The 24,998-nt window shown below is 44.2% G+C and carries 26 protein-coding genes and 6 pseudogenes; 23 read left to right on the plus strand and 9 right to left on the minus strand.

What is annotated here, in order from left to right; genetic code table 11:
• Window positions 1–16: 16 nt before the first annotated feature.
• The 3 genes and pseudogenes from yaaA to dnaA all read right to left on the minus strand — a co-directional run bounded on the left by yaaA (window position 17) and on the right by dnaA (window position 3,137).
• Window positions 17–246, minus strand: a pseudogene (gene yaaA / locus JCM19037_RS14285) (S4 domain-containing protein YaaA).
• A gap of 182 nt (window positions 247–428) precedes the next feature.
• The gene (gene dnaN, locus JCM19037_RS14290; RefSeq protein ID WP_042402275.1) at window positions 429–1,568 is read right to left on the minus strand and encodes a DNA polymerase III subunit beta; all 1,140 of its coding nucleotides are present in this window, start codon (window positions 1,566–1,568) and stop codon (window positions 429–431) included.
• Window positions 1,569–1,766: 198 nt separating this feature from the next.
• Window positions 1,767–3,137, minus strand: coding sequence for a chromosomal replication initiator protein DnaA (gene dnaA / locus JCM19037_RS14295; protein ID WP_042402278.1), 1,371 nt, complete (start codon window positions 3,135–3,137; stop codon window positions 1,767–1,769).
• 698 nt (window positions 3,138–3,835) lie between these two features.
• Here dnaA and rpmH point away from each other — a divergent pair.
• From rpmH to JCM19037_RS14365, 12 genes and pseudogenes are all read left to right on the plus strand, one after another.
• Window positions 3,836–3,973: a 50S ribosomal protein L34 gene (gene rpmH, locus JCM19037_RS14305; RefSeq protein ID WP_042358041.1), complete on the plus strand. Its 138-nt coding sequence runs from the start codon at window positions 3,836–3,838 to the stop codon at window positions 3,971–3,973.
• A gap of 84 nt (window positions 3,974–4,057) precedes the next feature.
• Window positions 4,058–4,402, plus strand: coding sequence for a ribonuclease P protein component (rnpA, locus tag JCM19037_RS14310; protein ID WP_042402282.1), 345 nt, complete (start codon window positions 4,058–4,060; stop codon window positions 4,400–4,402).
• Between the two features lie 69 nt (window positions 4,403–4,471).
• A complete protein-coding gene (gene spoIIIJ, locus JCM19037_RS14315; RefSeq protein WP_052363915.1) occupies window positions 4,472–5,239 on the plus strand; it encodes a YidC family membrane integrase SpoIIIJ in 768 nt (255 codons plus the stop codon).
• Window positions 5,240–5,255: 16 nt separating this feature from the next.
• The gene (gene jag / locus JCM19037_RS14320) at window positions 5,256–5,909 is read left to right on the plus strand and encodes an RNA-binding cell elongation regulator Jag/EloR (protein WP_238544736.1); all 654 of its coding nucleotides are present in this window, start codon (window positions 5,256–5,258) and stop codon (window positions 5,907–5,909) included.
• A 583-nt stretch (window positions 5,910–6,492) separates the two neighbouring features.
• A pseudogene (mnmE, locus tag JCM19037_RS14325) lies at window positions 6,493–7,868 on the plus strand (tRNA uridine-5-carboxymethylaminomethyl(34) synthesis GTPase MnmE).
• A gap of 15 nt (window positions 7,869–7,883) precedes the next feature.
• Window positions 7,884–9,766: pseudogene (gene mnmG, locus JCM19037_RS14330) on the plus strand (tRNA uridine-5-carboxymethylaminomethyl(34) synthesis enzyme MnmG).
• A 65-nt stretch (window positions 9,767–9,831) separates the two neighbouring features.
• Entirely contained in the window at window positions 9,832–10,542 is a 711-nt protein-coding gene (gene rsmG / locus JCM19037_RS14335) for a 16S rRNA (guanine(527)-N(7))-methyltransferase RsmG (RefSeq protein ID WP_152549082.1), read from the plus strand.
• 86 nt (window positions 10,543–10,628) lie between these two features.
• Complete coding sequence (gene noc / locus JCM19037_RS14340; protein WP_042402287.1) at window positions 10,629–11,504, plus strand: nucleoid occlusion protein; 876 nt, start codon at window positions 10,629–10,631, stop codon at window positions 11,502–11,504.
• A 107-nt stretch (window positions 11,505–11,611) separates the two neighbouring features.
• Window positions 11,612–12,373, plus strand: coding sequence for a ParA family protein (locus JCM19037_RS14345; protein ID WP_042402336.1), 762 nt, complete (start codon window positions 11,612–11,614; stop codon window positions 12,371–12,373).
• Window positions 12,366–13,216, plus strand: a pseudogene (locus tag JCM19037_RS14350) (ParB/RepB/Spo0J family partition protein). Before JCM19037_RS14345 ends, JCM19037_RS14350 begins: the two are co-directional and overlap by 8 nt.
• 26 nt (window positions 13,217–13,242) lie before the next feature.
• Window positions 13,243–13,947 (plus strand): DUF554 domain-containing protein, encoded by a 705-nt coding sequence (locus JCM19037_RS14355; RefSeq protein WP_042402290.1) that lies wholly within the window; start codon window positions 13,243–13,245, stop codon window positions 13,945–13,947.
• Between the two features lie 374 nt (window positions 13,948–14,321).
• The gene (locus JCM19037_RS14365) at window positions 14,322–14,660 is read left to right on the plus strand and encodes a hypothetical protein (RefSeq protein WP_042402298.1); all 339 of its coding nucleotides are present in this window, start codon (window positions 14,322–14,324) and stop codon (window positions 14,658–14,660) included.
• Here the strand turns inward: JCM19037_RS14365 and JCM19037_RS25165 are convergent.
• Window positions 14,565–14,945: a DUF5391 family protein gene (locus JCM19037_RS25165; protein WP_152549083.1), complete on the minus strand. Its 381-nt coding sequence runs from the start codon at window positions 14,943–14,945 to the stop codon at window positions 14,565–14,567. The two genes, JCM19037_RS14365 and JCM19037_RS25165, sit on opposite strands and share 96 nt — an antisense overlap.
• Before the next feature lie 176 nt (window positions 14,946–15,121).
• Here JCM19037_RS25165 and JCM19037_RS26265 point away from each other — a divergent pair, with 176 nt between their 5' ends.
• The 4 genes and pseudogenes from JCM19037_RS26265 to JCM19037_RS28610 all read left to right on the plus strand — a co-directional run bounded on the left by JCM19037_RS26265 (window position 15,122) and on the right by JCM19037_RS28610 (window position 17,312).
• Window positions 15,122–15,340, plus strand: a complete 219-nt coding sequence (locus JCM19037_RS26265; protein WP_052363907.1) for a hypothetical protein — start codon at window positions 15,122–15,124, stop codon at window positions 15,338–15,340.
• The gene (locus tag JCM19037_RS14370) at window positions 15,337–15,804 is read left to right on the plus strand and encodes a YitT family protein (RefSeq protein ID WP_052363908.1); all 468 of its coding nucleotides are present in this window, start codon (window positions 15,337–15,339) and stop codon (window positions 15,802–15,804) included. Before JCM19037_RS26265 ends, JCM19037_RS14370 begins: the two co-directional genes overlap by 4 nt.
• Before the next feature lie 137 nt (window positions 15,805–15,941).
• On the plus strand, window positions 15,942–16,484 hold the full coding sequence (locus JCM19037_RS28605; protein WP_042402300.1) for an aminotransferase class III-fold pyridoxal phosphate-dependent enzyme: 543 nt from the start codon (window positions 15,942–15,944) through the stop codon (window positions 16,482–16,484).
• 127 nt (window positions 16,485–16,611) lie between these two features.
• A pseudogene (locus JCM19037_RS28610) lies at window positions 16,612–17,312 on the plus strand (aminotransferase class III-fold pyridoxal phosphate-dependent enzyme).
• 77 nt (window positions 17,313–17,389) lie between these two features.
• Here the strand turns inward: JCM19037_RS28610 and JCM19037_RS23070 are convergent.
• Both JCM19037_RS23070 and yyaC read right to left on the minus strand, forming a co-directional pair.
• Entirely contained in the window at window positions 17,390–17,578 is a 189-nt protein-coding gene (locus JCM19037_RS23070) for a hypothetical protein (protein WP_052363909.1), read from the minus strand.
• Entirely contained in the window at window positions 17,575–18,045 is a 471-nt protein-coding gene (gene yyaC, locus JCM19037_RS14385; RefSeq protein ID WP_052363910.1) for a spore protease YyaC, read from the minus strand. Before yyaC ends, JCM19037_RS23070 begins: the two co-directional genes overlap by 4 nt.
• Window positions 18,046–18,130: 85 nt before the next feature.
• On the opposite strand from yyaC, the gene JCM19037_RS14390 reads away from it, so the two are divergent.
• From JCM19037_RS14390 to JCM19037_RS14410, 6 genes are all read left to right on the plus strand, one after another.
• Window positions 18,131–19,156 carry a membrane protein gene (locus JCM19037_RS14390; RefSeq protein ID WP_042402303.1) on the plus strand — a complete coding sequence of 342 codons (1,026 nt, stop codon included), beginning with the start codon at window positions 18,131–18,133 and terminating at the stop codon, window positions 19,154–19,156.
• A gap of 101 nt (window positions 19,157–19,257) precedes the next feature.
• Window positions 19,258–19,458, plus strand: a complete 201-nt coding sequence (locus tag JCM19037_RS14395) for a DUF951 domain-containing protein (RefSeq protein ID WP_042402305.1) — start codon at window positions 19,258–19,260, stop codon at window positions 19,456–19,458.
• A 23-nt stretch (window positions 19,459–19,481) separates the two neighbouring features.
• Window positions 19,482–20,582 carry a redox-regulated ATPase YchF gene (gene ychF / locus JCM19037_RS14400; protein WP_042402306.1) on the plus strand — a complete coding sequence of 367 codons (1,101 nt, stop codon included), beginning with the start codon at window positions 19,482–19,484 and terminating at the stop codon, window positions 20,580–20,582.
• 55 nt (window positions 20,583–20,637) lie between these two features.
• Window positions 20,638–21,114: a nucleotidyltransferase domain-containing protein gene (locus tag JCM19037_RS23075; RefSeq protein ID WP_152549084.1), complete on the plus strand. Its 477-nt coding sequence runs from the start codon at window positions 20,638–20,640 to the stop codon at window positions 21,112–21,114.
• The gene (locus tag JCM19037_RS23080; RefSeq protein WP_052363912.1) at window positions 21,098–21,424 is read left to right on the plus strand and encodes a hypothetical protein; all 327 of its coding nucleotides are present in this window, start codon (window positions 21,098–21,100) and stop codon (window positions 21,422–21,424) included. The genes JCM19037_RS23075 and JCM19037_RS23080 overlap by 17 nt, the downstream gene beginning before the upstream one ends.
• A 57-nt stretch (window positions 21,425–21,481) precedes the next feature.
• Window positions 21,482–22,330, plus strand: a complete 849-nt coding sequence (locus JCM19037_RS14410) for a phosphotransferase enzyme family protein (RefSeq protein WP_255357917.1) — start codon at window positions 21,482–21,484, stop codon at window positions 22,328–22,330.
• Here JCM19037_RS14410 and JCM19037_RS14415 read toward each other — a convergent pair.
• From JCM19037_RS14415 to JCM19037_RS23090, 3 genes and pseudogenes are all read right to left on the minus strand, one after another.
• A pseudogene (locus JCM19037_RS14415) lies at window positions 22,321–22,778 on the minus strand (DUF4188 domain-containing protein). The gene JCM19037_RS14410 and the pseudogene JCM19037_RS14415 sit on opposite strands and share 10 nt — an antisense overlap.
• The gene (locus JCM19037_RS23085) at window positions 22,763–23,017 is read right to left on the minus strand and encodes a hypothetical protein (RefSeq protein WP_193744768.1); all 255 of its coding nucleotides are present in this window, start codon (window positions 23,015–23,017) and stop codon (window positions 22,763–22,765) included. The pseudogene JCM19037_RS14415 and the gene JCM19037_RS23085 overlap by 16 nt, the downstream one beginning before the upstream one ends.
• On the minus strand, window positions 23,014–23,298 hold the full coding sequence (locus JCM19037_RS23090) for a PadR family transcriptional regulator (protein WP_052363914.1): 285 nt from the start codon (window positions 23,296–23,298) through the stop codon (window positions 23,014–23,016). Before JCM19037_RS23090 ends, JCM19037_RS23085 begins: the two co-directional genes overlap by 4 nt.
• A gap of 551 nt (window positions 23,299–23,849) precedes the next feature.
• Between JCM19037_RS23090 and JCM19037_RS14425 the strand changes: the two genes are divergently transcribed.
• A complete protein-coding gene (locus tag JCM19037_RS14425) occupies window positions 23,850–24,662 on the plus strand; it encodes a nuclease-related domain-containing protein (protein ID WP_042402311.1) in 813 nt (270 codons plus the stop codon).
• The last annotated feature ends 336 nt before the right edge of the window (window positions 24,663–24,998 follow it).

A 24,998-nucleotide genomic window follows, 5' to 3' on the forward strand; every position in this document is an offset into this window, starting at 1 on the left:
TTATGCTCCTTCTCATTTAGGCGCCATCATCGGTGTGAGCGACGACAAAAGACCCCGCATCTTCTACTTGGACGAGATCACCGGGATATAACTTTCTCCCTCTGCGCTCTTCAGGTTCTCCGTTCACACGCACATCGTACTCAGCAAGAATCATCTTCACCATCCTCCTGTACCAACGACGCCTCCCTGTTTTAAGAGCTGCCCTAAGGTAATGTATTCAGTCTGTATCGTCACTTTCTCTGTCATGGTCTACACCTTTCTCGGTTGCGATCTCTATTCGAACATTCGCATCCAATCTTTATTTTACTAGAAATTATCTTCGAGCGCCAAAAAATTTAAGAGATTTCTCGAAATGAGGTCCATCTGCACAAACATCCAAACAAATAAAAGCTCTAAAAGAACAAGTTCTGTTCTTAAAGAGCTCTCGATTAGTTCGTACGTACGGGTGAAAAGAGATGAGTCATTTGGTTATGGTCCGTCGGCCGAATGACGAATGGACTCATTGAACCGGTAAACATAATCGAGATCGATTCGCTGTCGATCACCTTTAATGCATCAGAGATATTCTTCCCGTTAAAGGCAATACGTAATTCTTCTCCATCCATCATTTCTGCGGTTAATTGCTCTTTCACTTTCCCAACTTCAGCAGAAACGGATGTAATTTCGACATCACCGTCAGAACTTATCCTCATGTGGATAACATTATTTTTTGCTTCTCGTGATAACAGCATGGCACGATCAAGCGCTTGATTCAATGGTTTTGTGGATAACGTCAACGTCATCTTTCCCGATTGAGGAATCATATTGTTTGTGAGCGGGAACTTGCCGTCTAAGAGACGTGAGTAAAATAACAGATTTTCCATCTTAAACAATACTTGTGTCTTTTCTAACACGACAGTGACCGGGGTCTCATCGTCTTTTAAGATCCTGCTCAATTCAACAAGACTCTTTCCAGGAATGATCACATTTGTAAAATCTAACTCATCACTCGTATCTACAGTTGCACTGCGCATCGCTAAGCGGTGGCTATCTGTCGCTGTAGCCGTAAGTTGTTGGTTCTCAACATCGAAATTAACTCCCGTTAACACCGGCCTCGTTTCTTGAGAGGAAACAGCAAAAACGGTTTGACGAATCATGTCTTTTAGCAGGTGTTGGGGCAATGTCAAGCGGTTGTCTTCGGGTAGTTCTGGCAACCTTGGATAATCGTCTGGATCGTAGCCATTCAAGTTGAATACGACCGCGTTAGATTGGATGGTTGCAGCCATTTGTCCGTCCTTTTGCAAGGTAAGGGATTCTCCAGGCATTTTTTTAACGATATCAGTGAAATATTTCTCTTGAAGGACGAGTTGACCTTCTTCATGAACCGTCATATATTCTCGTTCTTCATCCCCGAGAGGAATAAAGGTTTCAATCGAAATATCAGAGTCACTTCCAGTTAATGTGACGCCTTCTTGTGTCGCAACGATTTTAATTCCTGTAAGAATTTGTATCGTTGTTCTGGAAGATACAGCTTTACTTACATATTGAACCGCAGTCACAAATGTATTTGTATCGATGGTCAGGTGCATAATTCATCTCCCCGTGTGCCATTAATTTCAGGAATAGACAGCTAAAAGCTGTAATAATTATATAGATTTTTAAATCGTAGTAGTAGTATATGCTGTGAAAGATGTGGATAAGCTAGTAAAACCTATACATATCAACGTTTAGAGCGTGTGGATGAACTGTGTATAACTTCGTATAAATAAGAGCACTTATTCACACGCTCATTGCTTGATTTTTTCGGTAATCTCGTTAATTTGTGCTTGGACGTGAGTATCTTCTGCAAACAACTTCGTAATCTTTTCATGCGCATGGATGACTGTCGTGTGGTCTCGACCGCCAAATTTCTCACCAATTTTCGGCAGTGAGAAGTCCGTCATTTCTCGTGATAAATACATAGCAATTTGCCGAGCATGGGCGATGGACTTCGTTCGTTTTTTAGCCGTTAACTCCTCGATCTTTAACTGGAAATATGCAGCAACGTGTGACTGAATGTCTTCGATCCCGATTGTTCTAGGCTTTGCACTTGGAATGATATCTTTCAACGCCTCTGCAGCTAAATCCGCATTCATATCTTCATTAATTAAGGATGAGTACGCCACAACACGGATGAGTGCGCCTTCTAGCTCTCGGATGTTCGTATCAATTTGATTGGCGATATAGAGCATCACTTCATTTGGAATATCGAGCATGTCAGCTTTTGCTTTTTTACGGAGTATCGCAATTCTTGTTTCAAGATCAGGCGGTGTAATGTCGGTAATTAATCCCCATTCAAAGCGGGATCTCAGGCGGTCTTCTAGTGTTGGAATCTCTTTTGGCGGTCGATCACTTGAGATGACAATTTGCTTGGAATCTTCATGAAGCGCATTGAACGTGTGGAAAAATTCTTCTTGTGTTTGTTCTTTTCCCGCTAAAAATTGAATATCATCAATAAGAAGCACGTCGACATTTCGATATTTATTACGGAAATTGTCGCCGCGGTTGTCGCGAATGGCATTAATAAACTCATTCGTAAATTTCTCAGAAGATAAATAAACGACGCGAGCTCCAGGGTTATGTTCAATCACGTAATGTCCAATGGCGTGCATAAGGTGGGTCTTCCCCAAACCAACGCCCCCGTAGATAAACAACGGATTGTACGCTTTAGCCGGTGCTTCTGCGACGGCGAGTGAGGCTGCATGAGCAAACCGGTTTCCTGATCCAATAACAAACGTATTAAACGTATATTTGTCATTAAGCGGCGCATCTTCACGTTGTACGATTTGGCGCTGTTGTTGCGTCATGTCTTTTTTTGTATCTTTTTCTGATTGAGTGGCTTGACTGTCTGGCGTAGTGTCATACACCCGCTCTTGTGGAATCACAAACTTCACATCATATTTAGAACCTGTAATTTCTTCAACAGTACTGGCAATAATGACGGAATAACGATCTTCTAACCAATCTTTAGCGAATTCGTTCGGTGCAGCAATGAGCAAGGTGTCTTCTTTCAGCTCCAATGGCTCCGTTGCTTTTAGCCATGTTTCATAACTAGGCTTGCTAACCCGTTCTTTAACGGTTAACAGTGTCTTTTCCCAAAGATCTGTCAAGTGCTCCAATGGTAACGGCCCCCTCCTTTTACGTACTTTGGTATAGCCTCTCTACACAATCTATATATCGCTCATTCAAACTAGAAAAGGGAGGTACCCTTTCGTTCGTGTGAAAAAGCTTCCTACTCATCACTTGTTTTGAAGTAAGGAAGCTTTCTGATTCTACATGCTTAAGATACGTTTCGTCCACATGCAAAATCTCTAGTCATTCGAGTAGTTTCAACAGTTCTTCACAATATGCACTGGCGTGTGGACAACAGTATAAAGAACCTGTGGACTTTATCCACATAGATATACACAGGCTGTGGATGAACGAATTTCGTTCGGTTAAGTTTTCAAGAAAACATGTTAATCATATCAAAAATAAAGAGGGGCTTCAACGGGTAATAATAAAGTTATCCACACCATCCAGTGAGGATTTTTGTTTCATTTTCCACAACATGGGATATGTGGACAACCTGTCGATGAGTGTGTCGATAAAAATCGAGACCACCCACATTCTGAAAATGGCTGTGTGGATAACTGTCGAAAATCCTTATGTTTTTAGGAAAAATGTCGAATCAATACGTGTGGATGAAGATGGAAAAGAAATCAAGCAAAGTGAATTGCGAAGAAGAATTTACGTGCGGTATTGACAGATGAGTGGATCTGTCTGTATACTTTTTTAGAATGCCTGAATATGGATTGATTTGAGGAGGTGGCTTGCGATGTCAAAGAAAACATTTCAACCGAATAATCGTAAGCGGAAGAAAGTTCATGGTTTTCGTTCTCGCATGAGCACGAAAAACGGTCGTCTCGTACTAAAGCGTAGACGTCAAAAAGGACGTAAAGTTCTTTCTGCATAAGGCCACTGTCGCTTCAGTGGTCTTTTTTCTCATTTGAGTGAGACCATTGTACATATATTGACTAAATGAGGTTTAAGAGATTTTATGAAAAAAGCCTATCGAATTAAAGATCAAGAAGAGTTTGCTGCGATTTTTAAGCATGGAAAGACAGCCGCGAATCGTCAGTTCGTCATTTACGTGCTAGACAAGCCGGACCAACAGCATTTTCGCGTCGGTTTCACCGTAGGAAGAAAAGTTGGGAATGCAGTCACTAGAAATTATTTGAAGCGCTGGATGAGGGAACTTATGAGAGCGCATGCAGACCAAATTGAACAAGATAAAGATTACGTTCTTATTGCAAGAAAAGCGCTTTTGAGTATGGATTATGAGGCTGCTGGTAAAAGTCTAAAGCACGTACTTAAACGAGCAGAAGTATGGAGAAAATGTTAACACCATTGAAACCGAGTCCGTTTCTCTATATCTTTAAGGATAGAGTATTCACCAAGGAGGATGTACGCGTTGCGAAAGAAATTATCACTGGCAGCGATTCTAATAGCTGTAACCGCATTAATGACGGGGTGTTTCAGCCTTGATCAACCGATGGATGGCAACCCAGAAGGCATTTGGGATACCTTCTTTGTTTTTCCCCTCTATTGGCTAATGGTAAACATTGCTGAAGCGACGGGGCAAAACTATGGACTTGCGATTATTGTCGTTACGCTTATTTTAAGAATCTTGATTCTGCCACTTATGATTAAGCAGACAAAAAGTACGAAGGCGATGCAGGAAATTCAACCTGAATTGCTGAAATTAAGAGAGAAGTATAGCGCCAAAGATCAAAAGACGCAGCAAAAGTTGCAGCAAGAAACGATGAGCTTGTTTACAGAAAACAGCATTAATCCGCTCGCCGGTTGTTTGCCTCTATTCATACAAATGCCGATTCTCATTGCATTTTATCACGCAATTATGCGTACGTATGAAATTCGAGAGCACGATTTTTTATGGTTCCAGCTTGGTGAACCCGATTTTATTTTGCCAATCATTGCAGTTGTGACGACCTTCTTACAGCAGAAGATGATGATGGTAAACAACATGAACCCACAAATGCAAATTTTGCTATACATGATGCCGATCATGATCGGGGTTTTTGCTTTCTTCTTCCCATCAGCACTCGCACTGTACTGGGTAGTCGGTAACATTTTCATGATTGCACAAACGTACTTTATTACTGGACCAGGTGCGCAAAAACGTAAAGACGAAAAAAAGAATCCGGGAGGAGCTAAATAGTCATGAAACCATTTCGGTGTCAGGAAAGACGGTTGAAGAAGCGTTAGATAACGGGCTTACACAACTACAGGTCAGTCGTGAACGAGTCGAATACGTTGAAATCCAGTCACCGAAAAAAGGGTTTTTAAATCTTTTTAGCAAACCGGCAATTTTAGAAATCACGGTTAAACCGGATCCTATTGAAGAAGCGCGTTCGTTCCTTTCAACGATTTTAGAATGTATGCAAGTCGACCTGACAATTGATATTCATCAATTAAAAGAGAATGAAGCACGATTTAATCTTGAAGGTGAAGACGTTGGCATTACGATTGGCAAGCGTGGGCAGACACTTGAATCATTACAGTATTTGACCAACTTAGCAGCGAATCGTCATGCGGATCGCTTTTATCGCATTGAATTGGATGCAGAGAATTACCGCGAACGTCGCCAGAAAACGTTAGAACAGCTTGCATTTAGGCTTGCAGAAAAGGCGAAACGAACGAAACGAAAAGTAACGCTCGAACCGATGCAAGCGAAAGAGCGAAAGCTCATTCACCAGACATTACAAAAAGATCGAGCTATTGAAACCTTCTCTGATGGGAAGGAACCACGACGTCATATTGTTATCGCCCCAAAAACCACTGATCTTAGTTGCGATCAGTGGTTTTTTGATGCAATCTATGGGGGATGAACTTAAAATTTTCCTTATTTGCGCTGTTGGGTGTTGGGTTAGAGGGGTAGCGCGGTGCCATTTTTCGTGCTAGTTTACTCGTTCTGTAGTTTAACGATTTCAGCGCTCATTTCGCTAAACTCCTGCGCAGTTTGTTCCAACTGGAGCGCAGATTCAATGCTAACAACCTGTCGGTCCCAGCGGGACCGACACGAAACCGGTATCGGTTCGGCGCGACTCGCGCCCAGGTGTTGTTGGCACCATGAGCGGGGCGATAGCTGTAAGTCTACCATGGGAAGCCCAAAGTATAAGCGCATCAATCCGTTCGGTGGTGTGAGAGGTCGGGGGTTAATTACCCCTCCTACTCGATTTTAGGAGCTTATCTCCGCCGGTCCCCGTGGTTGATAAATGCCCGAATGTGTACTAACGACCGTTTGCATGTCTGAACTTCGCGAGTTGTGGATAAAACGAAAAGAGGACAGGTGGGAATATCCACATGTGGAAAAAACAAGCGTCACAAAGTTGTCCACACAACAATGGTTTGATCTTTTTTCATGTGTTATCCTAAGGAGATGTGAAGTGAATCGTATCGGAGGTAGAAATGATGGAATGGGATACAATAGCGGCGATTTCGACTCCTCCTGGTGAGGGTGCGATTGCGATTATTCGCCTGAGTGGAGACGGTGCCATGAAAATTGGTGACCGTTTATATCGAGGCAAAACAGCGCTTCAAGACGTAGACACCCATACGATTAATTATGGTCATCTCGTTCACCCAACGCATGAAGAAGTCATTGAAGAAGTGATGGTGTCAGTATTGCATGCGCCGAGAACTTTTACGAAAGAAGATATGATTGAAATTAACGTCCACGGGGGCGTAGTTTCTGCCGATCGGGTATTGCAGCATGTGTTGGCTGAAGGAGCACGACTCGCTGAACCAGGTGAGTTCACAAAACGTGCGTTCTTAAATGGTAGAATTGACTTGTCACAGGCAGAAGGCGTTATGGACATGATCCGTGCAAAGACAGACCGAGCAATGTCTGTGGCGATGAAACAGCTTGAAGGGCGTTTAGCTCGAGAAATTAAACACCTTCGTCAACAGTTACTTGAAGGAATTGCGAGTGTAGAAGTGAACATTGATTATCCGGAGTATGATGCCGACGATGTGACATTGACTTCTTTATATACACAAATCCAAGCCGTGGATGTTGAGATTGATAAACTACTCAAGACAGCAAAACAAGGAAAGATACTACGTGAAGGGTTAGCAACGGCGATTATCGGACGTCCGAACGTCGGGAAATCCTCACTTTTAAATACACTTGTCCAAGACGCTAAAGCGATTGTGACTGATATTCCTGGAACGACCCGGGATGTGCTCGAAGAATATGTGAATGTGAACGGGGTACCGCTCAGACTAATCGATACAGCAGGGATTCGCGATACGGAAGATACTGTAGAAAAAATCGGTGTCGAACGTTCACGTCAAGCATTGCAAGATGCGGAGTTGATCCTGCTCGTCTTTAATGCGAATGAGCCGCTCACTAAAGAAGACGAAGCGCTCATTGAAGCGAGTATTGATTTTGATGTGATCGTCGTTTTAAACAAAACCGATTTGCCAAAGCAAATTGACGAAGAACGTTTGCAACAGTTAGTGCCGAACCGGCCAATCGTGCGCACGGCATTATTGCAAGAAGAGGGTGTTAGTGCGCTTGAAGAAGCAATTGGTTCCTTGTTTTTGAGCAGGGAGTTGAGGCGATTGACATGAATTATGTATCCAATACTCGGCACATTGCTTTGCTACATCAAGCAAAGACATCCATTCATGAAGCATTAACGTCTGCTGAAGATGGCATGCCGATTGACATGGTACAAATAGACGTTACGAGGGCGTGGGAACAACTCGGCGAAATTGTTGGAGAGACTGCGCCTGACCAATTGATTGATCAACTGTTTTCACAGTTTTGTTTAGGAAAATAAAAGGAGGAGAAAACGATGGCATTTGAACACGGAAATTATGACGTAATTGTCATTGGTGCTGGTCATGCAGGGCGGAGTCGGGACTTGCTGCTGCTAGAATGGGTGCAAACACACTCATGCTCACATTGAATTTGGATGCAGTTGCTTATATGCCTTGCAACCCTTCGGTTGGTGGCCCGGCAAAGGGGATCGTCGTTCGCGAAATTGATGCGCTAGGCGGCGAAATGGCACGAAACATTGACCAAACGTATATTCAAATGAGAATGCTGAACACGGGGAAAGGCCCAGCTGTTCGTGCTTTGCGCGCCCAAGCAGATAAGTTTGAGTATCAGCATGAGATGAAGAAAACGCTAGAAAACACGGAAAATCTGACGCTTCGTCAAGGGCTCGTAGAACGTCTAATTATTGAGGATGGCGAATGTAAAGGTGTCGTGACGAACACAGGCGCACACTACCGCGCCCAGGCCGTCATTGTTACGACAGGCACGTATTTACGAGGGAAAATTATTATCGGAGACTTGGCGTATGATAGTGGTCCGAATAACATGCAACCTTCAGTAGAGTTGTCTCATCATCTTCAAGAGCTAGGATTTGATATGGTTCGTTTTAAGACGGGCACACCACCACGTGTGAACGGGGATTCTATTGATTATTCCAAGACGGAAATTCAACCTGGAGACGATTTGCCACGATCTTTTTCTTATGAGACGGTTGATGTAATTACCGATCAATTGCCGTGTTGGTTAACGTATACAAATGATACGACCCACGGGTATATTAATGACAACCTTACTCGTTCACCGATGTATTCTGGCATGATTGAAGGAACCGGCCCGAGATATTGTCCGTCGATTGAAGACAAGATAGTTCGGTTCCACGACAAAGATAAGCATCAAATCTTTTTAGAACCTGAAGGTCGAAACACGAATGAAGTGTATGTACAAGGACTTTCGACGTCGTTACCAGAAGATGTCCAGTATGATATGTTAAAAACGATTAGCGGGTTAGAGAACGCGAAAATGATGCGACCGGGCTATGCGATTGAATATGATGCAATCGTTCCGACCCAACTGTGGCCAACGCTTGAAACGAAAATGATTCCAGGGTTATTTACAGCTGGGCAAATTAATGGTACTTCCGGGTATGAGGAAGCGGCTGGGCAAGGATTAATGGCAGGCATAAACGCTGCACGGCGCGTACAAAATAAAGAAGGTATTATTTTGGGACGTGCGGATGCGTATATTGGCGTTCTCATCGATGACCTCGTCACGAAAGGCACGAACGAGCCGTACCGATTGCTTACATCAAGAGCGGAGTATCGTCTGCTTCTTCGTCATGATAATGCAGATTTACGCCTGACTGAACTTGGGTTTGATATTGGGCTCGTAACAAAGCAACGTTTTGATAAACTGGAAAAGAAAAAGCAAGCGGTCGCTAATGAGCGTAAACGTTTGAACAAAACGATCATTAAACCGAGCGATCATGTACAACGTGTGTTAGAGAAAAAAGGGTCAGCGGTGATGAAAGAAGCGTTATCAGCAACCCATCTTCTTAAGCGTCCGCAGCTCACATATGCAGATATCGAAGACATGTTGCAAGAAACGCCTGAGTTGGACGCTGAAGAAAAAGAGCAAGTCGAGATTCAGACGAAATATGAAGGATATATTGCAAAGCAGCTTGAACAAGTGGATCGTCTTAAAAAGATGGAGCGTAAACGTATTCCAGATTGGGTTAATTATGATGATATCCAAGGGCTCGCGACGGAGGCAAGAACGAAGCTCAAAGAAGTTCGCCCGTTGTCCGTTGGGCAAGCGTCTCGTGTATCTGGTGTGAATCCTGCAGATGTATCGATCTTGCTCGTCTTTTTAGAGCAAGGTAGACAAAAGCAGTCATCCTAACAAGAAATGCAGATCGTTGTCAGATGACGATCTGCATGTTTATCATAATGAATGGAGGACAATCGATGAGAGTGTTTAAGCAATGGCTAAAAGAGATTGATGTTGCGCTAACGCATGATCAAATAAAACAATTCGAAACGTATTACGATACGTTAGTCGAATGGAATGAAAAAATGAACTTGACGAGAATTACGGATAAAGAAGATGCGTATGAAAAGCATTTCTTTGACTCGTTACTTGCAGCGAACTGCTACGATTTTACGTCGGTTCAACGAATGATTGATGTTGGTGGTGGAGCAGGGTTTCCGAGTATCCCCTTAAAAATTGCCTACCCTCATCTTGATGTGACGATTCTTGACGCATCAAACAAGCGCATCCAATTTTTAACCCATGTAGCCAAAGTGTTAGAGCTCGATAATGTTCACCCCATTCATAGCCGGGCAGAAGACGCCGCTCGTGACGATAATCATCGCGATCAGTACGATGTTGCCATTGCACGGGCAGTCGCCATAATGCCCGTACTTGCAGAATATTGTTTACCGTTTGTGAAACCTCAAGGGGTTTGGATTGCCATGAAAGGAAAAGGTGGCGAAGAAGAGCGGGAAGAAGCAGAAGTTGCGATTAAGCGACTACAAGGCACGGTCTCTGACAATCATTATTTTGAACTTCCTACAGAGGCGAGCGAGAGAAGGATTTATGTCGTAGGAAAAAGGGATGCTACCCCTGACACATATCCCCGAAAAGCCGGCACAATTACTAAGAAACCGCTCATGTAATGACTGCTTCGACATAAAACGTGTGAACATTTCTTTACGGCATGGTAAAATAAACGCAGTATGAGTAGCAATGAGGGGGGGAGACGGTGAAAAGTTCTTTTCAGCGTATTTTCGGTTTTGGTGAGGATTCTAAAAACAGTGAATTAAAAACGGATAAAGACGGCGAAAACCATGAAGAAGTCCGTTTGATCCCGGTTTCTGACATCGTGCCCAATCCGTTCCAACCTCGAACAATCTTTGATACAGAGAAAATCGAAGAGCTTGCCCGGACGATTCACACGCACGGCATTCTTCAACCGATCGTCGTACGCATTCGGGACGGACAATATGAATTAATTGCTGGAGAGCGCCGTTTGCGTGCAGTAAAGCAGCTAGAATGGACGGAAGTTCCGGCAATTATTAAAGAGTTTAATGATGCACAGACAGCCTCGCTAGCGCTTATTGAAAACTTGCAGCGCGAAGAGTTGACCGTGATCGAAGAAGCAAGAGCATATAAACAGTTGATTGAATGGCATACGCTCACGCAAGAAAGTCTTGCTCAGCGCCTAGGAAAAGGGCAATCGACCATTGCCAACAAATTGCGACTGTTATCTTTACCAGAAGAAGTGCAAACTGCGCTATTGAATCGACAAATTAGTGAACGGCATGCCCGCGCACTCATTCGGTTGAAAGACGAGCAGTTACAGCAGGACTTGCTTCTAGAAATCATTGAACACGATTACAATGTAAAAGCTACAGAAGAAGCGGCCCTTCGTCTGCTTGAAGAACGAGAACAAGAAGAACAACCAGCAAAAGAAAAGAAAAAGGCTAGAAAACAACATTTCCCTAAAGATATGCGCATCGCAATGAATACGATTCGTGAGTCACTATCAATGGTTGAGAAATCAGGAATGAGTGTCGATAGTTCGGAAGAAGAACACGACGATTACTACCAATTTACGATTCGTATCCCGAAGAAATGATCTATCATGAGAATACATGATAGATTTTTTTGATGGAGTGCTAGAATAAGAGAAGGAGAATTGTGACACAAACAACTAGGCAGCTTAGGGGAAAGGTTGTGTGCGAATTGGCGAAAGTTATTGCCATCGCGAATCAAAAAGGCGGCGTCGGCAAAACGACCAGCTCTGTGAATTTAAGTGCTTGTTTGGCATACATAGGAAAGCGTGTACTGTTAGTTGATATTGATCCACAAGGAAATGCAACGAGTGGGACAGGAATCGAGAAAGGTGATGTGGACCAGTGCGTATACAATCTTCTCGTCGATGATGTAGACGTAAACACAATCATTTATTCAACAGCTGTTGAAAATCTTTCCGTTGTTCCGGCTACGATCCAACTTTCGGGAGCAGAAATTGAACTCGTTCCGACGATTTCACGTGAAGTGCGTCTGAAAAAAGGACTCGCAGCGGTTAATGATCAGTTTGACTATATTATTATTGATTGCCCCCCTTCACTTGGACTATTGACGATTAATGCGTTGACTGCAGCGGATGCCGTATTGATCCCTGTACAATGTGAATACTATGCCTTGGAAGGGTTAAGTCAGTTGTTAAATACCGTTCGCCTCGTTCAAAAGCATCTGAATACGCACCTTGAAATTGAAGGCGTTTTATTAACGATGTTGGATGCGAGAACAAACCTCGGAATCCAAGTGATTGAAGAGGTGAAGAAGTACTTTAGAGATAAAGTATTTAAAACCATCGTTCCCCGCAGTGTTCGTCTCGGTGAAGCACCGAGTCACGGGATGCCGATCGTTCTTTACGATCCAAAGTCGCGAGGAGCGGATGTGTATTTAGAATTGGCAAAGGAAGTGGTTACTGGTGCCTAAAGGATTGGGCAGAGGATTGAATGCGTATTTTCCTGATGAAAGCAAAGGAGACGATGTGCAAACAATTGCTCTTAAAGAAATGCGTCCGAACCCGTATCAGCCCGTAAAACGTTTGATGATCATGCCATTGAAGAGCTTGCCCAGTCAATTGATGAACATGGGATCTTGCAACCTTTGCTCGTACGAAAAAGCATTAAAGGGTACGATATCATCGCAGGAGAACGCCGGTATCGCGCAGCCAAACATGCAGGGCTAGATGAGGTTCCCGTCATTGTGAAAACACTCGATGACAAAGAAATGATGGAAATTGCCCTTATAGAGAATTTGCAGCGTGAAGACTTAAACCCGCTTGAAGAGGCTATGGCTTATGAGAAACTACAAAAACATTTAAAAATTACTCAGGAGCAGCTTGCAAAAAAGGTCGGCAAAAGCCGTCCACATGTTGCGAATCACCTGCGCCTGTTACAGCTCCCTGAAGTCGTGCAAACCGAGATTTCTGAGCAACGGTTATCGATGGGTCATGGACGGGCTTTGCTCGGCATCAATCATGAGGAACAGATGCCTGAGGCGGCTTATATGGTCATCGATCGTCAGTTAAACGTTAGACAAACGGAACAACTCGTTCAAGAGATGAATGAGCGGAACAATAAACCAAAGCGAACAAAAGAAAAAGCAAAACCGATATTCATTCGGGAACAAGAGCATCTACTCCAAACGTATTTCGGAACATCTGTACAAATCAAAAAAGGGAAACGTAAAGGCAAAATCGAAATTGAATTTTTATCAGATGAAGATTTGGGCCGGATTCTTTCTCTCCTCGACCAACAAGAGGACGGTGAATAATGGGTTTTGTAGGTTAGGAGCCACACATGGTATTGCTTGGAACACTTGTAAATGGAGCGGCGATTCTATTCGGATCGCTGCTCGGTTTACTTTTAAAACGAATTCCAGAACGAATAAAAACGACGGTCATGCAGGCGCTTGGTCTTGCCGTCATCGCCCTAGGCATATCGATGTCTTTAGAGGGAGAACAGTTTCTAATCACGGTTGCTTCATTAGCGCTCGGCGCACTTTTAGGCGAATGGATGCGCATAGAGGAGCGTCTTAACGATGTGGGAACGTGGCTTGAGAAACGTGTCGGAAGCGGCGGCGGAGAATCTCAGTTCGCGAAAGGCTTCGTCACGGCTTCTCTCGTTTACGTTGTTGGTGCCATGGCCATTCTAGGCGCCCTCGACAGCGGGTTGCGTTTAGATCATAGCTTGCTTTATACGAAAGCGATGCTAGACGGATTCACCGCTGTGCTTTTCTCCTCCATTTTCGGCATTGGCGTCCTATTTTCACTCGTTCCCGTCGTTTTGTACCAAGGAGGGATTGCATTACTTGCAGGTCAGATCGATCAAATCGTCCCAACAGCAATGCTCGATGAATTTATCATTGAAATGACTGCTGTCGGCGGCATTATGATTATCGCCATCGGTTTAAAAATTCTTGGCATCTTGCATATCAAAGTCGCTAACCTACTGCCAGCATTGCCGATCGTATTTCTGCTCGTGATGCTCGTATATGTATTGTAGACGGGGTCAAACGAAACCACCCATAGAGCTTTGTATGGGTGGTTTTGTTTTGGATTAAAGATAAGATCGGGGGTGTGCCGGAGTGCAGGTAATTGACAAGAAAGTGTACGCTTTCGCCACCGGAGTGCACATAATCGACACAGAAGTGCACGCTTTCGCCACGGAAGTGCACGTAATCGACAAAGAAGAGCACGTTTTCGACATCGGAGTGCACGCATTCGCCACGAGAGTGCACGCTTTCAACATCGGAGCGCACGCATTCGACAAAAGAGTGCACATAATCGACACCGAAGCGCTGAAGAATTCCCCCCTCCTCATTACCAGATTTTTCATATTCAAAGAAGGGTAAAGGGGATTAAGGAGGGGGTAATTCTATGGCAAAAGCGATTTTTGGATCAACATTAATGATTGTTGCCACGATTCTCTTTATCGGAACGTTTATTACGACGGCGATTGCTTCAGGCGGCGGTGTGGATATTACGGAGATGATCTATTCCTCGATGTGGAACGCTTTCCCTGTGCACATCGTTGTCGCAAGCATCGTATTTGCATCTGGGCTCGGATTATTGGTGTATGAGTCTTTCGTAACAAATCTTAGCTTCGTAGAGAGACGTTTTCTAGCGGTAAGCGACGACATACCAATAAATATTTACGCAAATGAAACAGACGGCAATCGTCAAAAAGATGACGGTTGTCATCGCCCACACACCTAGCACGGTGCTTGCGGATAACATGAAGAAGAACATAACCGCGTTGAAGAATATCCCGAAACCGGCAGCGATACTCATAACGTGTTTCATCGGCAATACACCGAGGCGATACGGGATGAGTAGCAGCGCATACAGAAAGGTAATCATGAGGATGGCTGACCACATGCCCCAGTCTCCGAATTGATTGGCGTTCGGCCCATAAGCCGCTAAAGGGGTTAACGTCGCGGCAACGGTAAGGGTAATAAAGAGAAATAATGATACGAGTGTTAGGTTTGTTGTTGATTGCATGCTGATCAGCTCCTTATGTTCATTATATTAAGATTTCTTTCTTTTTTCCATTCGTCCAGGGGCGGAGCTAAGTCATTGAAAAAATCAGTCTAGAGGCGTATACTTACTCGGATATATCCTTGATAACATACAAGGTTCGCCCTCGGTGTGGCTTTTCAATAGAAAGAAGGAGTAGTATGGGGAAAATCATCAATGACTATCGCACGTTTGGTGTGCGTTACTTTATGAAACGTATAAGTTTGTTCATTATTGGCTTAATGGTCATGGCCTTTGGTGGCAACCTAATGATTCAATCAACGATGGGAACAGCGACGTGGGATGTGTTGCATATAGGTCTTGCCAATTTGACCCTTTATCGATCGGTGCTTGGGTACAGATTGTCGGACTATTTATGATTGCCATTGCTTGTTGGTTGGAGAGGGAGTGGCCGCAAATCGGTAGTCTTTTAAACATCATCCTTGTCGGTATGTTTTTAGATTTATGGCTGTTACTCCCATTGCAAGAATTATTCAATGCAACGTGGCAATCGGTGATTATGTTATTTCTAGGCATTGTTGTTATTGGTTTAGGCTCCGGCATGTATGTCTCATCTCGTCTCGGTGCGGGTCCACGTGACGGGGTTACATTAGCGGTTGCTTCAAGGACCGGTTGGTCCGTTCGACGCGTTCGGACAAAACTTGAGATGCTTGCGCTCCTCATTGGCTGGCTCATTGGTGGTCCGGTTGCATTCGGTACATTTCTGTCTGTCTTTTTAATCGGCCCGGTCATGCAGGCATCGCTAGAGTTTTGGCGTTCTAGAGTACAAATTTGGGAAAATGATGCAGTTGCTCGCCAACATCCACATACATTTACTGCGTAAAACTACAGCGAACGACGGTGTAGTTTTTTGTCTAATATGTAAGCGGTATCATTACTATCCTTTCGGGAAAAAGGATGCTACACTTATGGGTAGTGTAATTGAATTCTAACTTTTCGAAACTTTGGGAGTGAATTGGGATGGCACAGAAAGCGGCGAAAGACCAACAGAAAGAACTTTTGAAAAAAGACCAAAAGCATTTTCTTCATCCAACCTCGAATCCGAAACAACAAGCAAAATCAGGTGCTTCAATTGTACTTAAACGAGGCAAAGGTATTTATGTGGAAGATATTGAAGGGAAACGTTACATGGATGGCCTCTCTAGCCTTTGGAACGTTCATATTGGCCATGGAAATGAAGAGCTTGCAAATGTTTCTTACGAGCAAATGTCTACGCTTGCCTATGCGAGCTCCTTCAAAGGATATTCAAACCCGGCTGCAATTGAATTGTCAGAGAAGCTTGCGGAAATTGCCCCAGATAAATTAAACAGTGTATTTTACACTTCTGGAGGTTCAGAATCGAACGATACCGCGTTTAAACTGTCACGATTTTATTGGGAACAAGTCGGCAAACCCGAAAAGAAGAAGATTATTTCGCTAGAGCGCTCATATCACGGGGTAACGATAGGGCACAGTCGGCAACCCATTTACCAGCATTCCATTCATTTTCGGGATCATACATGAACGGGATGTTTCATGCGCTGCCTCACCTCACCGATTGTGAGCGGGGCAACACTTCTGCTGACCACTACGAACAGAGCATTCGAGGCATTGTCGAAAGGAAGGTGCAGACACGGTAGCTGCTGTCATTTTGGAGCCGATTCAAGGGGCGGGTGGCATTTATGTTCCCCCTGCAGGATATCTTGAGGCGGTCCGGAAGTTGTGCGATGAGTTCGATATTCATTTGATTGCTGATGAAGTGATTTGTGGCTTTGGAAGAACAGGCAAAATGTTTGCGGTGGAACATTGGGACGTGACCCTGATTTTCTAAGTGTTGCAAAAGGGATTACGAGTGGGTATGCACAGCTTGGTGGTGTCTTAATCCACGATACGATCCAAAAAGAAATCACGAATTTTGACGGGGTACTCGCGCACGGTTTCACGTATAGTGGTCATCCTACTGCTTGTGCGGTCGGATTAAAAAATATCGAAATCATTGAACGTGAAGGCCTCGTCGAGCGGGCGGATGAGATGGGCAAAGTGTTAGCGGATCGACTTGAGCAAATCGTCACCGCTCATTCGACTGTAGGTTTAACCCGAGGAATGGGATTGCTCCGCTCTATTGAACTATTCAAAGACTCAAAGTCATTCGAGCGTTTTGATCCGAATGAAAATGCTGCAGAACGTGTGTATCAAGCATGTTTTGATCGGGGATTGCTTCTACGCACATCAGGCGGAAATGGCGTGAATATCATTCCGATGGCGCCACCTTTAATTATTGCGGAACCAGAAATCGATGAACTTATCGATCGCCTAGACGCTGGACTTACCGCTTTTGAAAGCAGCCTTTAACAATATGAAAAACAAGGCCCATTCGTTCTTCGCGAATGGGTCTTGTTTTTGACTTCACGTAGCGTTGAGAGGAGATTCTAATGCAATTCTTTGGTCGGGGCAGTAAGAGATTCCCCATGTACGGGCAACGGGCACGTGCGAGAACGCCTCATCGTTGAATGACTGTTAAGAAGTCGATCGGCTTTTAGAATCCCTTCAGCGGTCCACTCTGCCATTTGCATGACAAAATGCAAACGTGTATTTTGTAGAATAACAAATTCCATCATCCCCCCACATTGACCGTCCCTGTTATGTGCATGTCTCCTGCAGTAGGCAACACCTTTTTGACAGCACTTCCCGGGCGAACGGGCCCCGAAGCAAAGATCACCCGGCCAACACTATCTGACCTGCCCATGCTTGCGTCAATGGCAATGACGAGGGCGCCGTGATGGAGCAGTTTGATTTCCTTTAGTGTCTCCTCAAGGTTTAGCGCATGGACGGGGTTTTGCAATGTTCCATAGACCGTCATCCGCTTGGAACTATTTTCATGAATGATCGTGCCGACTAACGGTCCGAATGCGTCACCGGTGGAACGGTCTGTACCGATGCAGATAAAGACAATGTGGTTCTTTTGCGGAGAGCGTTGCAACTGTTCGTAAACGTGTTCAGCCAGTTGATCGCTTCGGTCTTGCTGCTCAATATAATAGTGATGATGAAATGATTTTTCTTTGAAAAAAGAGAGCTTGATGGACATACCTTCCCCTCCTTCAACATACTAGTCCCAGTATAGGAGTTTTTTTAGAAGTCTATACTTGTGCTTCTGTAAGGGAGAGAAGGCAATGGTCGGTAGAGGGTTAAAATGGATGCTTTTACTTACAGGAACAATGATTGGCGCCGGTTATGCGTCTGGTCGAGAGATTTGGCAGTTTTTCGGTGCAGATAGCGGTGTTGCGATTATTTTGTTCAGCATGCTTTTTATGATTTGTTCTTATACGGTTCTTAAATTAAGCATCTCACTGCGGGCAGAAAATTACGTAGTCGTGCTGGAAACACTTCTCGGTAAACGACTTTCAAAAGCGTACGACAAGTTAATTATCTTATATTTATTTTTAACGACGGGAATTATGATCTCTGGCGGGGGAGCAACATTGGAAACGTTTGAACTTCCATATTGGTTCGGCATTGCGCTTATGTGTATTTTGTTAACGGTGTTATTCATCTGGGACTTGGACGGGCTTACATCGGTAAACAACTTTTTGACACCGGCATTGATTGCTGTATTGATCGTCATCTTAATTTTCTTTCAAATGTCAAGTGAGGGCGGGTTTGTGCTAGAGTGGGGCTCCCAATCGAACTGGCCGTCTGCAATTACGTTTACCGCATTAAATTTATTGCCAATCGTTGCGGTGTTGTCGGCCATTGGCACAAAAATTGAGCATCCAGGAGAAGTGTGGATTGCGACAATTGGCAGCGGACTGATTCTCGGTGGAGTGAGTTACTTATACAACCAATCCCTCTTAAAAGTGGCTGATGATATCATTCTTTACGAAATTCCTTTGTTCTCCATTTTAAGTAATTACCCGTATTTACTCGTCATTGCGATGACAATCCTTTTATGGACGGCGATCTTTACGACAGCTGCCGCAAACATCCTCGGTCTCATCAGTCGGTTTCGTCACGTGCTCAGCAGTCCAGGATGGCTGTTAACGATTGTTATTTTACTACCGCTACTCCCGATGACGACGTTTGGCTTTTCTACGCTCGTTGCCTTTTTGTATCCACTATATGGGATGTTAAATCTTTACTTGCTCGGTTCGGTGTTACTCTACCCGTTTTTAAATGATCGATACCATCGGCTTCGGTAGGATATACCAGACAAATATGGTATACTGATGAGTGCTTCCGTTTACTCGGAAGCTTTTCTATGTTTACACTAGTTTTCTAATAGATAAGGAGGGTGAACGACTTGTCGGATCAAGGTTTTGGGTTACACGATGTCGTGGAAATGAAAAAGCCTCATCCGTGTGGGACGAATCGTTGGAAGATTATCCGCATGGGCATGGACGTAAGGATTAAGTGTCTCGGGTGTGATCATAGCGTCATGATTCCGCGCAAAACATTCACCCGTAAAATGAAGCGCATTCTAGAAGTTGCACCACGTGATTAAGACTGAGAGGAAGTGGCAGTACGATGGCTTTAACTACAGGCATCGTCGGCTTGCCGAATGTCGGCAAGTCGACGCTCTTTAATGCAATTACACAAGCGGGGGCAGAAGCGGCAAACTACCCGTTTGCAACGATCGACCCTAACGTCGGGATTGTTGAAGTGCCGGACGAGCGCTTGCACGTCTTAACTGAACTTGTGAACCCGAAGAAAACGGTACCGACGACATTTGAATTTACTGATATTGCAGGTATTGTTGAAGGGGCGAGCAAAGGAGAAGGACTTGGGAACAAGTTTCTTTCTCATATTCGTGAAGTAGACGCTATTACCCACGTCGTCCGCTGTTTTGATGATGATGACATTACGCACGTATCAGGCAGTGTTGACCCGCTCCGTGACATGGAAATCATTAACTTAGAACTCGTTCTAGCTGACCTTGAAACCGTGAGCAAAAGGCTAGAAAAGGTAAATAAGCTCGCAAAAACAAAAGATAAAGTGGCACTTCAAGAACAAGCCGTACTCCAAAAGATTGTAAGTGCATTAGAAGACGAAAAGCCAGCGCGTTCAGTTGATTTAGATGATGATGAGCGCAAAATGGCAAAAGGCTTTCAACTTTTAACATTGAAACCTGTTTTGTATGTCGCAAATGTGAGTGAAGAAGATTTGCTTGCGGGATCTGACAATCACTACGTCGCGAAGGTGAAGGAACGAGCCGCTGAAGAGAATTCAGAAGTCATTTCAATTTGCGCGAGCATTGAAGCAGAAGTGGCAGAGCTTGAAGGGGAAGACCGACAAAGCTTCCTCGAAGACCTCGGCATTGAAGAAGCGGGGCTGGATCGTTTAATTCGAGCGGCTTATGCACTGCTTGGACTTGCCACATATTTCACAGCCGGCGAGCAAGAAGTTCGTGCTTGGACCATTCGCCAAGGTACGAAAGCGCCACAAGCAGCAGGTGTCATTCATACTGATTTTGAGCGTGGCTTTATTCGAGCGGAAGTCGTCGCATATGAAGACTTAAAAGCATTAGGCACGATGACGAAAGCAAAAGACGCTGGAAAAGTACGACTCGAAGGAAAAGAATACGTCGTCGTCGATGGCGATGTCGTTCATTTCCGCTTTAACGTGTAAATAGGCTCACCAAAAACATCGTCACGATGGTTTTTGGTTTATTTAATTGGAGGTTATGATGGAAACGCTTATGGAAGTAGCAAAAGCCATTGCCGATACGTACGATACGCACCTTCCTTATGCTGAGCTTCTGCTCGTTGGTGGATCGGTGGCTAGAGGTAGAGCAGACGAAGATTCGGATCTTGAACTCAATGTGCTCTGGAAAAACCCACCTTCAGACGATGACCGGTTAAAGCCGATCGGTGTGCATAAGGGGACGTTACTAGAGTTCTATCCATTTGAAGAAAATGAATGGTCAGAAAGTTATGAAATAAACGGACTGAAGATTGAGATGAGTCATTATTTAACAGAATACGCGATGCAAACGATTGAGGACGTGCTCGTCCAGTATGATCCTGCCATCGATAAACAATGGCTTATTTCCAGTATTCAAGATGGTATTGCACTTGGAAATGAGGAATGGTTTCATCATTTGCAACAGCGTGTGATGTGCTACCCGGAAGTTGAAAAACGTGATGATCGCCCGTTTTAGCAAGCTTTCAAATACGTGGAACCATCGCGATGCGCTCTTTCAACGAGGGGATTGGTTTGTGTTACGGCAAGCAATGGGGGATGTTCAGCGCCAAATGTTGGCGCTTGTGTATGCTGTGAACGGCCGTTATGTTGAGCATCCGTATTTCAAGTGGAATTCACTGATCATAAAGGAAATGACAAGAAAGCCAGACGGTTTTGAAGAGCGACTGGCCTCGTTGTACACCCTTCCGTTACAAGAGGCCGTCCGTGAGCTTGAATGTTTGTGGTCAGAAGTGGAACAGTTGACTCGCGGGGGCGCTTATGAATGACAAAATAATTGAACATTCTGCCCGATTGTTTGGTGCGAGTCTGATCATTGGCGATGTATCGGAGGGTTTCACAACAATGTGTTTTTAAGTCGTCAAAATGATATCGTGTTAAAATTTTTCAAAAAAGACAGTGAAGATGTGGACGCTTTACGTAGGCAGGCGCATGTCATGGAGATTGTGCGTGAAGAGGGTGTGCGTACGCCAAAACCGATTCGTTCAATGAATGGCATGACGGTTGAAACGGTGGAGCACTTGTACGTAATGGCTACAGAGTTTGTATTGGGAGAGCCTCTCGAAGGGTTTGAACAGAAACCGCTACAAATTCAACAGTTTGGGCGAGTGCTCGGGAGGTTACATGAAATCGCAAAGAGGCATACAAAAGTGTTTCAGTCATATCCGCTAGCATGGGATCATGATATTTCGCACCGACAGTTTACGATCGGTATTGATCAAGAGATCCAACAAAAATGGCAAAGTTATATGGAAAAGTTGCAGAACCTTCCTAAAGATGCGACTGTGTATGGACTTGTCCATCATGACTTGCATCATGAGAACGTGCTCATCTGTGACGGCGGAATGACAGTTCTTGATTTTGGCGATCTTCGCCTAAGTTGGTTCGCTTATGATGTGGCGATTCCCATTTACCACGCCACCGAGCAAGGCCAGTTTCGTGGAGGCATTGATGCCTCCACGTACCGACAGTTTTTCAAGCCCCATTTTATAAAAGGGTACCGTATGGAAACACACATGAGTGAAGATGTGGAGCAGTGGATTGATTTTTTCTTATCGTATCGGCGCATCTACTCTTATTTGTATTTCTACGATGTGCTCACGCCCGAACAGTTAACACCATCGACGAAACAAGCTTTGGCGAAAATGAAAGAGAACATTCTAAATCAAGAATAATGGAGACGTGCTTTTGCAGAAGAATCGTCAGCGAGGGAGCGCTCAGCAGTTGCTTTGACGAGACCGCGGGGCTTGCCCATGCGCGAATACACGGATTCGTAAGCGCCTGCCCGCACGTCATACGTCTCATGAAACACGCCGACGGCTTCGCTTTTGGCGGCTTTCTTGTAGAAGTCAATCCAAGCACTTTTATGGGTGTGCCCGTGCGCATAATCAAGTAGCTGATCTGTGCTTTCCCAATATTGTGTCAACACAATGGTGCGCCCGCTGACAGCTGTGTCGTGAGATAAGAAGCCAAGGGAACGGTCAGTATACAGTTCTTTCATCATCGGTGGCATCGCATGAATACGGGCCACCAGCTTTTTATATTCCACCATTTATTTACCCTCATCCCGATAATAAATACGACGATGTCCCCGTCATGATCTGCCGTTACTCGCTTTTGCATTTGATTTCCCCCTTTGTTTTTTGACACCAGAGTAGTTCAGCTTGTGCGATTTCTTTGCCGTAATTTAAGGTGTACATCCAAAATTCTGATTCGTCGTTGTTGCAAATATTCGCTTTAATGCGTTCATAAACGTCGAGTTTTGCTTGTAGAAGCTCCGCTTGTTCCTCTAGATGAGCGACTGCCTGATGCCTCGTCATTTCGGTTCCGAAAAACAACTTTACGAGCAATTCGTTTTTCACGACACTTGTATCATGGATCGGCGTCTCGAGCATCGATGAAGCATGCGCCTGCCTGCAGGCGTGATCGTGTATTGCTTCTTTTCGGGGGCACCTTCAGTTCTCACAACCGATTGCGTCGCATACCCCTCCTCGACGAGTACTTTTAATGCAGGATAAATTTGCCCATAACTCATTTTCCAAAAATGTTGAAAGCTCGCATCCATCAAATTTTTGATCTCGTAACCGGTTTGACAGCCGGTCGTCAAAATGCCAAGAATGATCCATTTCGTTTCCGTTTTCACTAGCAACCTCCATATATCTTTGTGATATGTATCTTAAAGATATATGGAGGTTTCGAAAAAGTCAAATATTTTTCGGTGGAGACTAAGAAATCATTTTTATAGAGTGGCGTAGGTGGGGAAAGCGGCTATGAGATTTTTGAAGGAGGAAATGATTAATTATATAGGGGCAATCGGATAAGTACTGGCTATGGGAAGATTTCTAGTTTCAAAGGTAAGATTTTCAACGATATACCTCGTAAGACGATGAAAATCCCACCATATCAGATTCAATGGGGGAGATTTCCGTGCTATAGGCCGCCGCCTTGGGCCCATCTTCCTCAGTGTCATTGCCTTTCGTTTAAAAGAACAGCAACCAACGATCGATTCTTCTAAAACAGCCACGTACTCAACTTGCTCACGCAATCGATTGCGTTTCCAGCATTAAATGGCGGAAATATGAAGGATCTCAGTAATAGATTGCATCGTTTATGTGAGCGTAACTAATAATTTTTTATCGTTGCAGGAAAATGTCTCACATTGGCGAACTAAATTAGGTATAAAGGAGGGGATTTATGATTGATATTGTGAAAGAACTGCGTAAGCCTGAACAAGTTTGGATTTTAGAAGCATTAACTCGCAGGGTGCCGCCAGGAGACGCCCGCACTGTTCGGGAGGTAGAAGGAAAACTTCGGCGCGCGCAGGCAGGTTTTGCCGGAGAAAAGCAGCTGTTTTTTTACCTGCAAAGTTTGGCAGGTAGTGCTGAGACTCATTTGTTGCTCCATAACGTACGCCTCGTAGACGAATCTGCATATCAAATGGATGTCGTCGTGCTCACCACTCGCTATGTGCTCATCCTCGAAGTCAAACACATTCATGGACTCGTTCACTTTGGCGACCATGACCAATTCACGCGCGAAGACACAAATGTTGAGATTTTCTCGAACCCCCTTGAGCAGTGTCTACGTCAAGAACGCCTCTTAAAAACCTTTCTCGAATTCCACAACTTACCCGCTCATTTCCCAGTATTCAGCCGCGTCGTTTTCACATCAAACAAGACAATTTTAAGTGTATCTGAGGTGTGCAAAACAACTATTCGCGAACGCGTTTGGCGCGGCGACGCCGTTGTGTCCAAAATGAAAGAGTTGAATTTTCACCACAGTCATGACCAGATCTCAGTAAAAGAAATGTACCGGCTTGCCCATGTGATGATGCAGCACCATACACCGGCATGGTTGTCACCGCTAAAGTCTTTTGGGCTTACTTTCGAAGATCTTCAAAAAGGAATGTATTGTTTGCACTGTTTCGGTTACACACTTCAAAAAGAAAAATGGCATACGTATTGGATTTGTTCAGAATGCGGTAATCTTGAGCGCGAACCTACTTGAGGGGATTGCATGATTATGGAATGCTGCATAAACGGATAATTACGAATCATGAAGCGCGAGAATTTTTAGAGGTGGCGGATAGATTTTATGTAAGAGAGTTATTATTAAGTGCTTCTGTTAACCGAATAGGCAAGTCTAAGCATATGAGATACAAATTAAGGATGCCACAAACGTGAGAATTCCCTCATAAACGTGTCTATGTGGGGTTTATAGGTTGAATTCGTCACTTATAAATTAAAAATCCCAACATAAAGCTAGTAAATTCCATCATAGCCAGTTGTGTGTTGGGATTTTTAACCAAAACAATCGTCCATCTAGTAAAAATCCCACTTACCC

Origin of the sequence: Geomicrobium sp. JCM 19037, from assembly GCF_000698105.1 — a bacterium.
GTDB lineage: Bacteria > Bacillota > Bacilli > Bacillales > Marinococcaceae > Geomicrobium_A.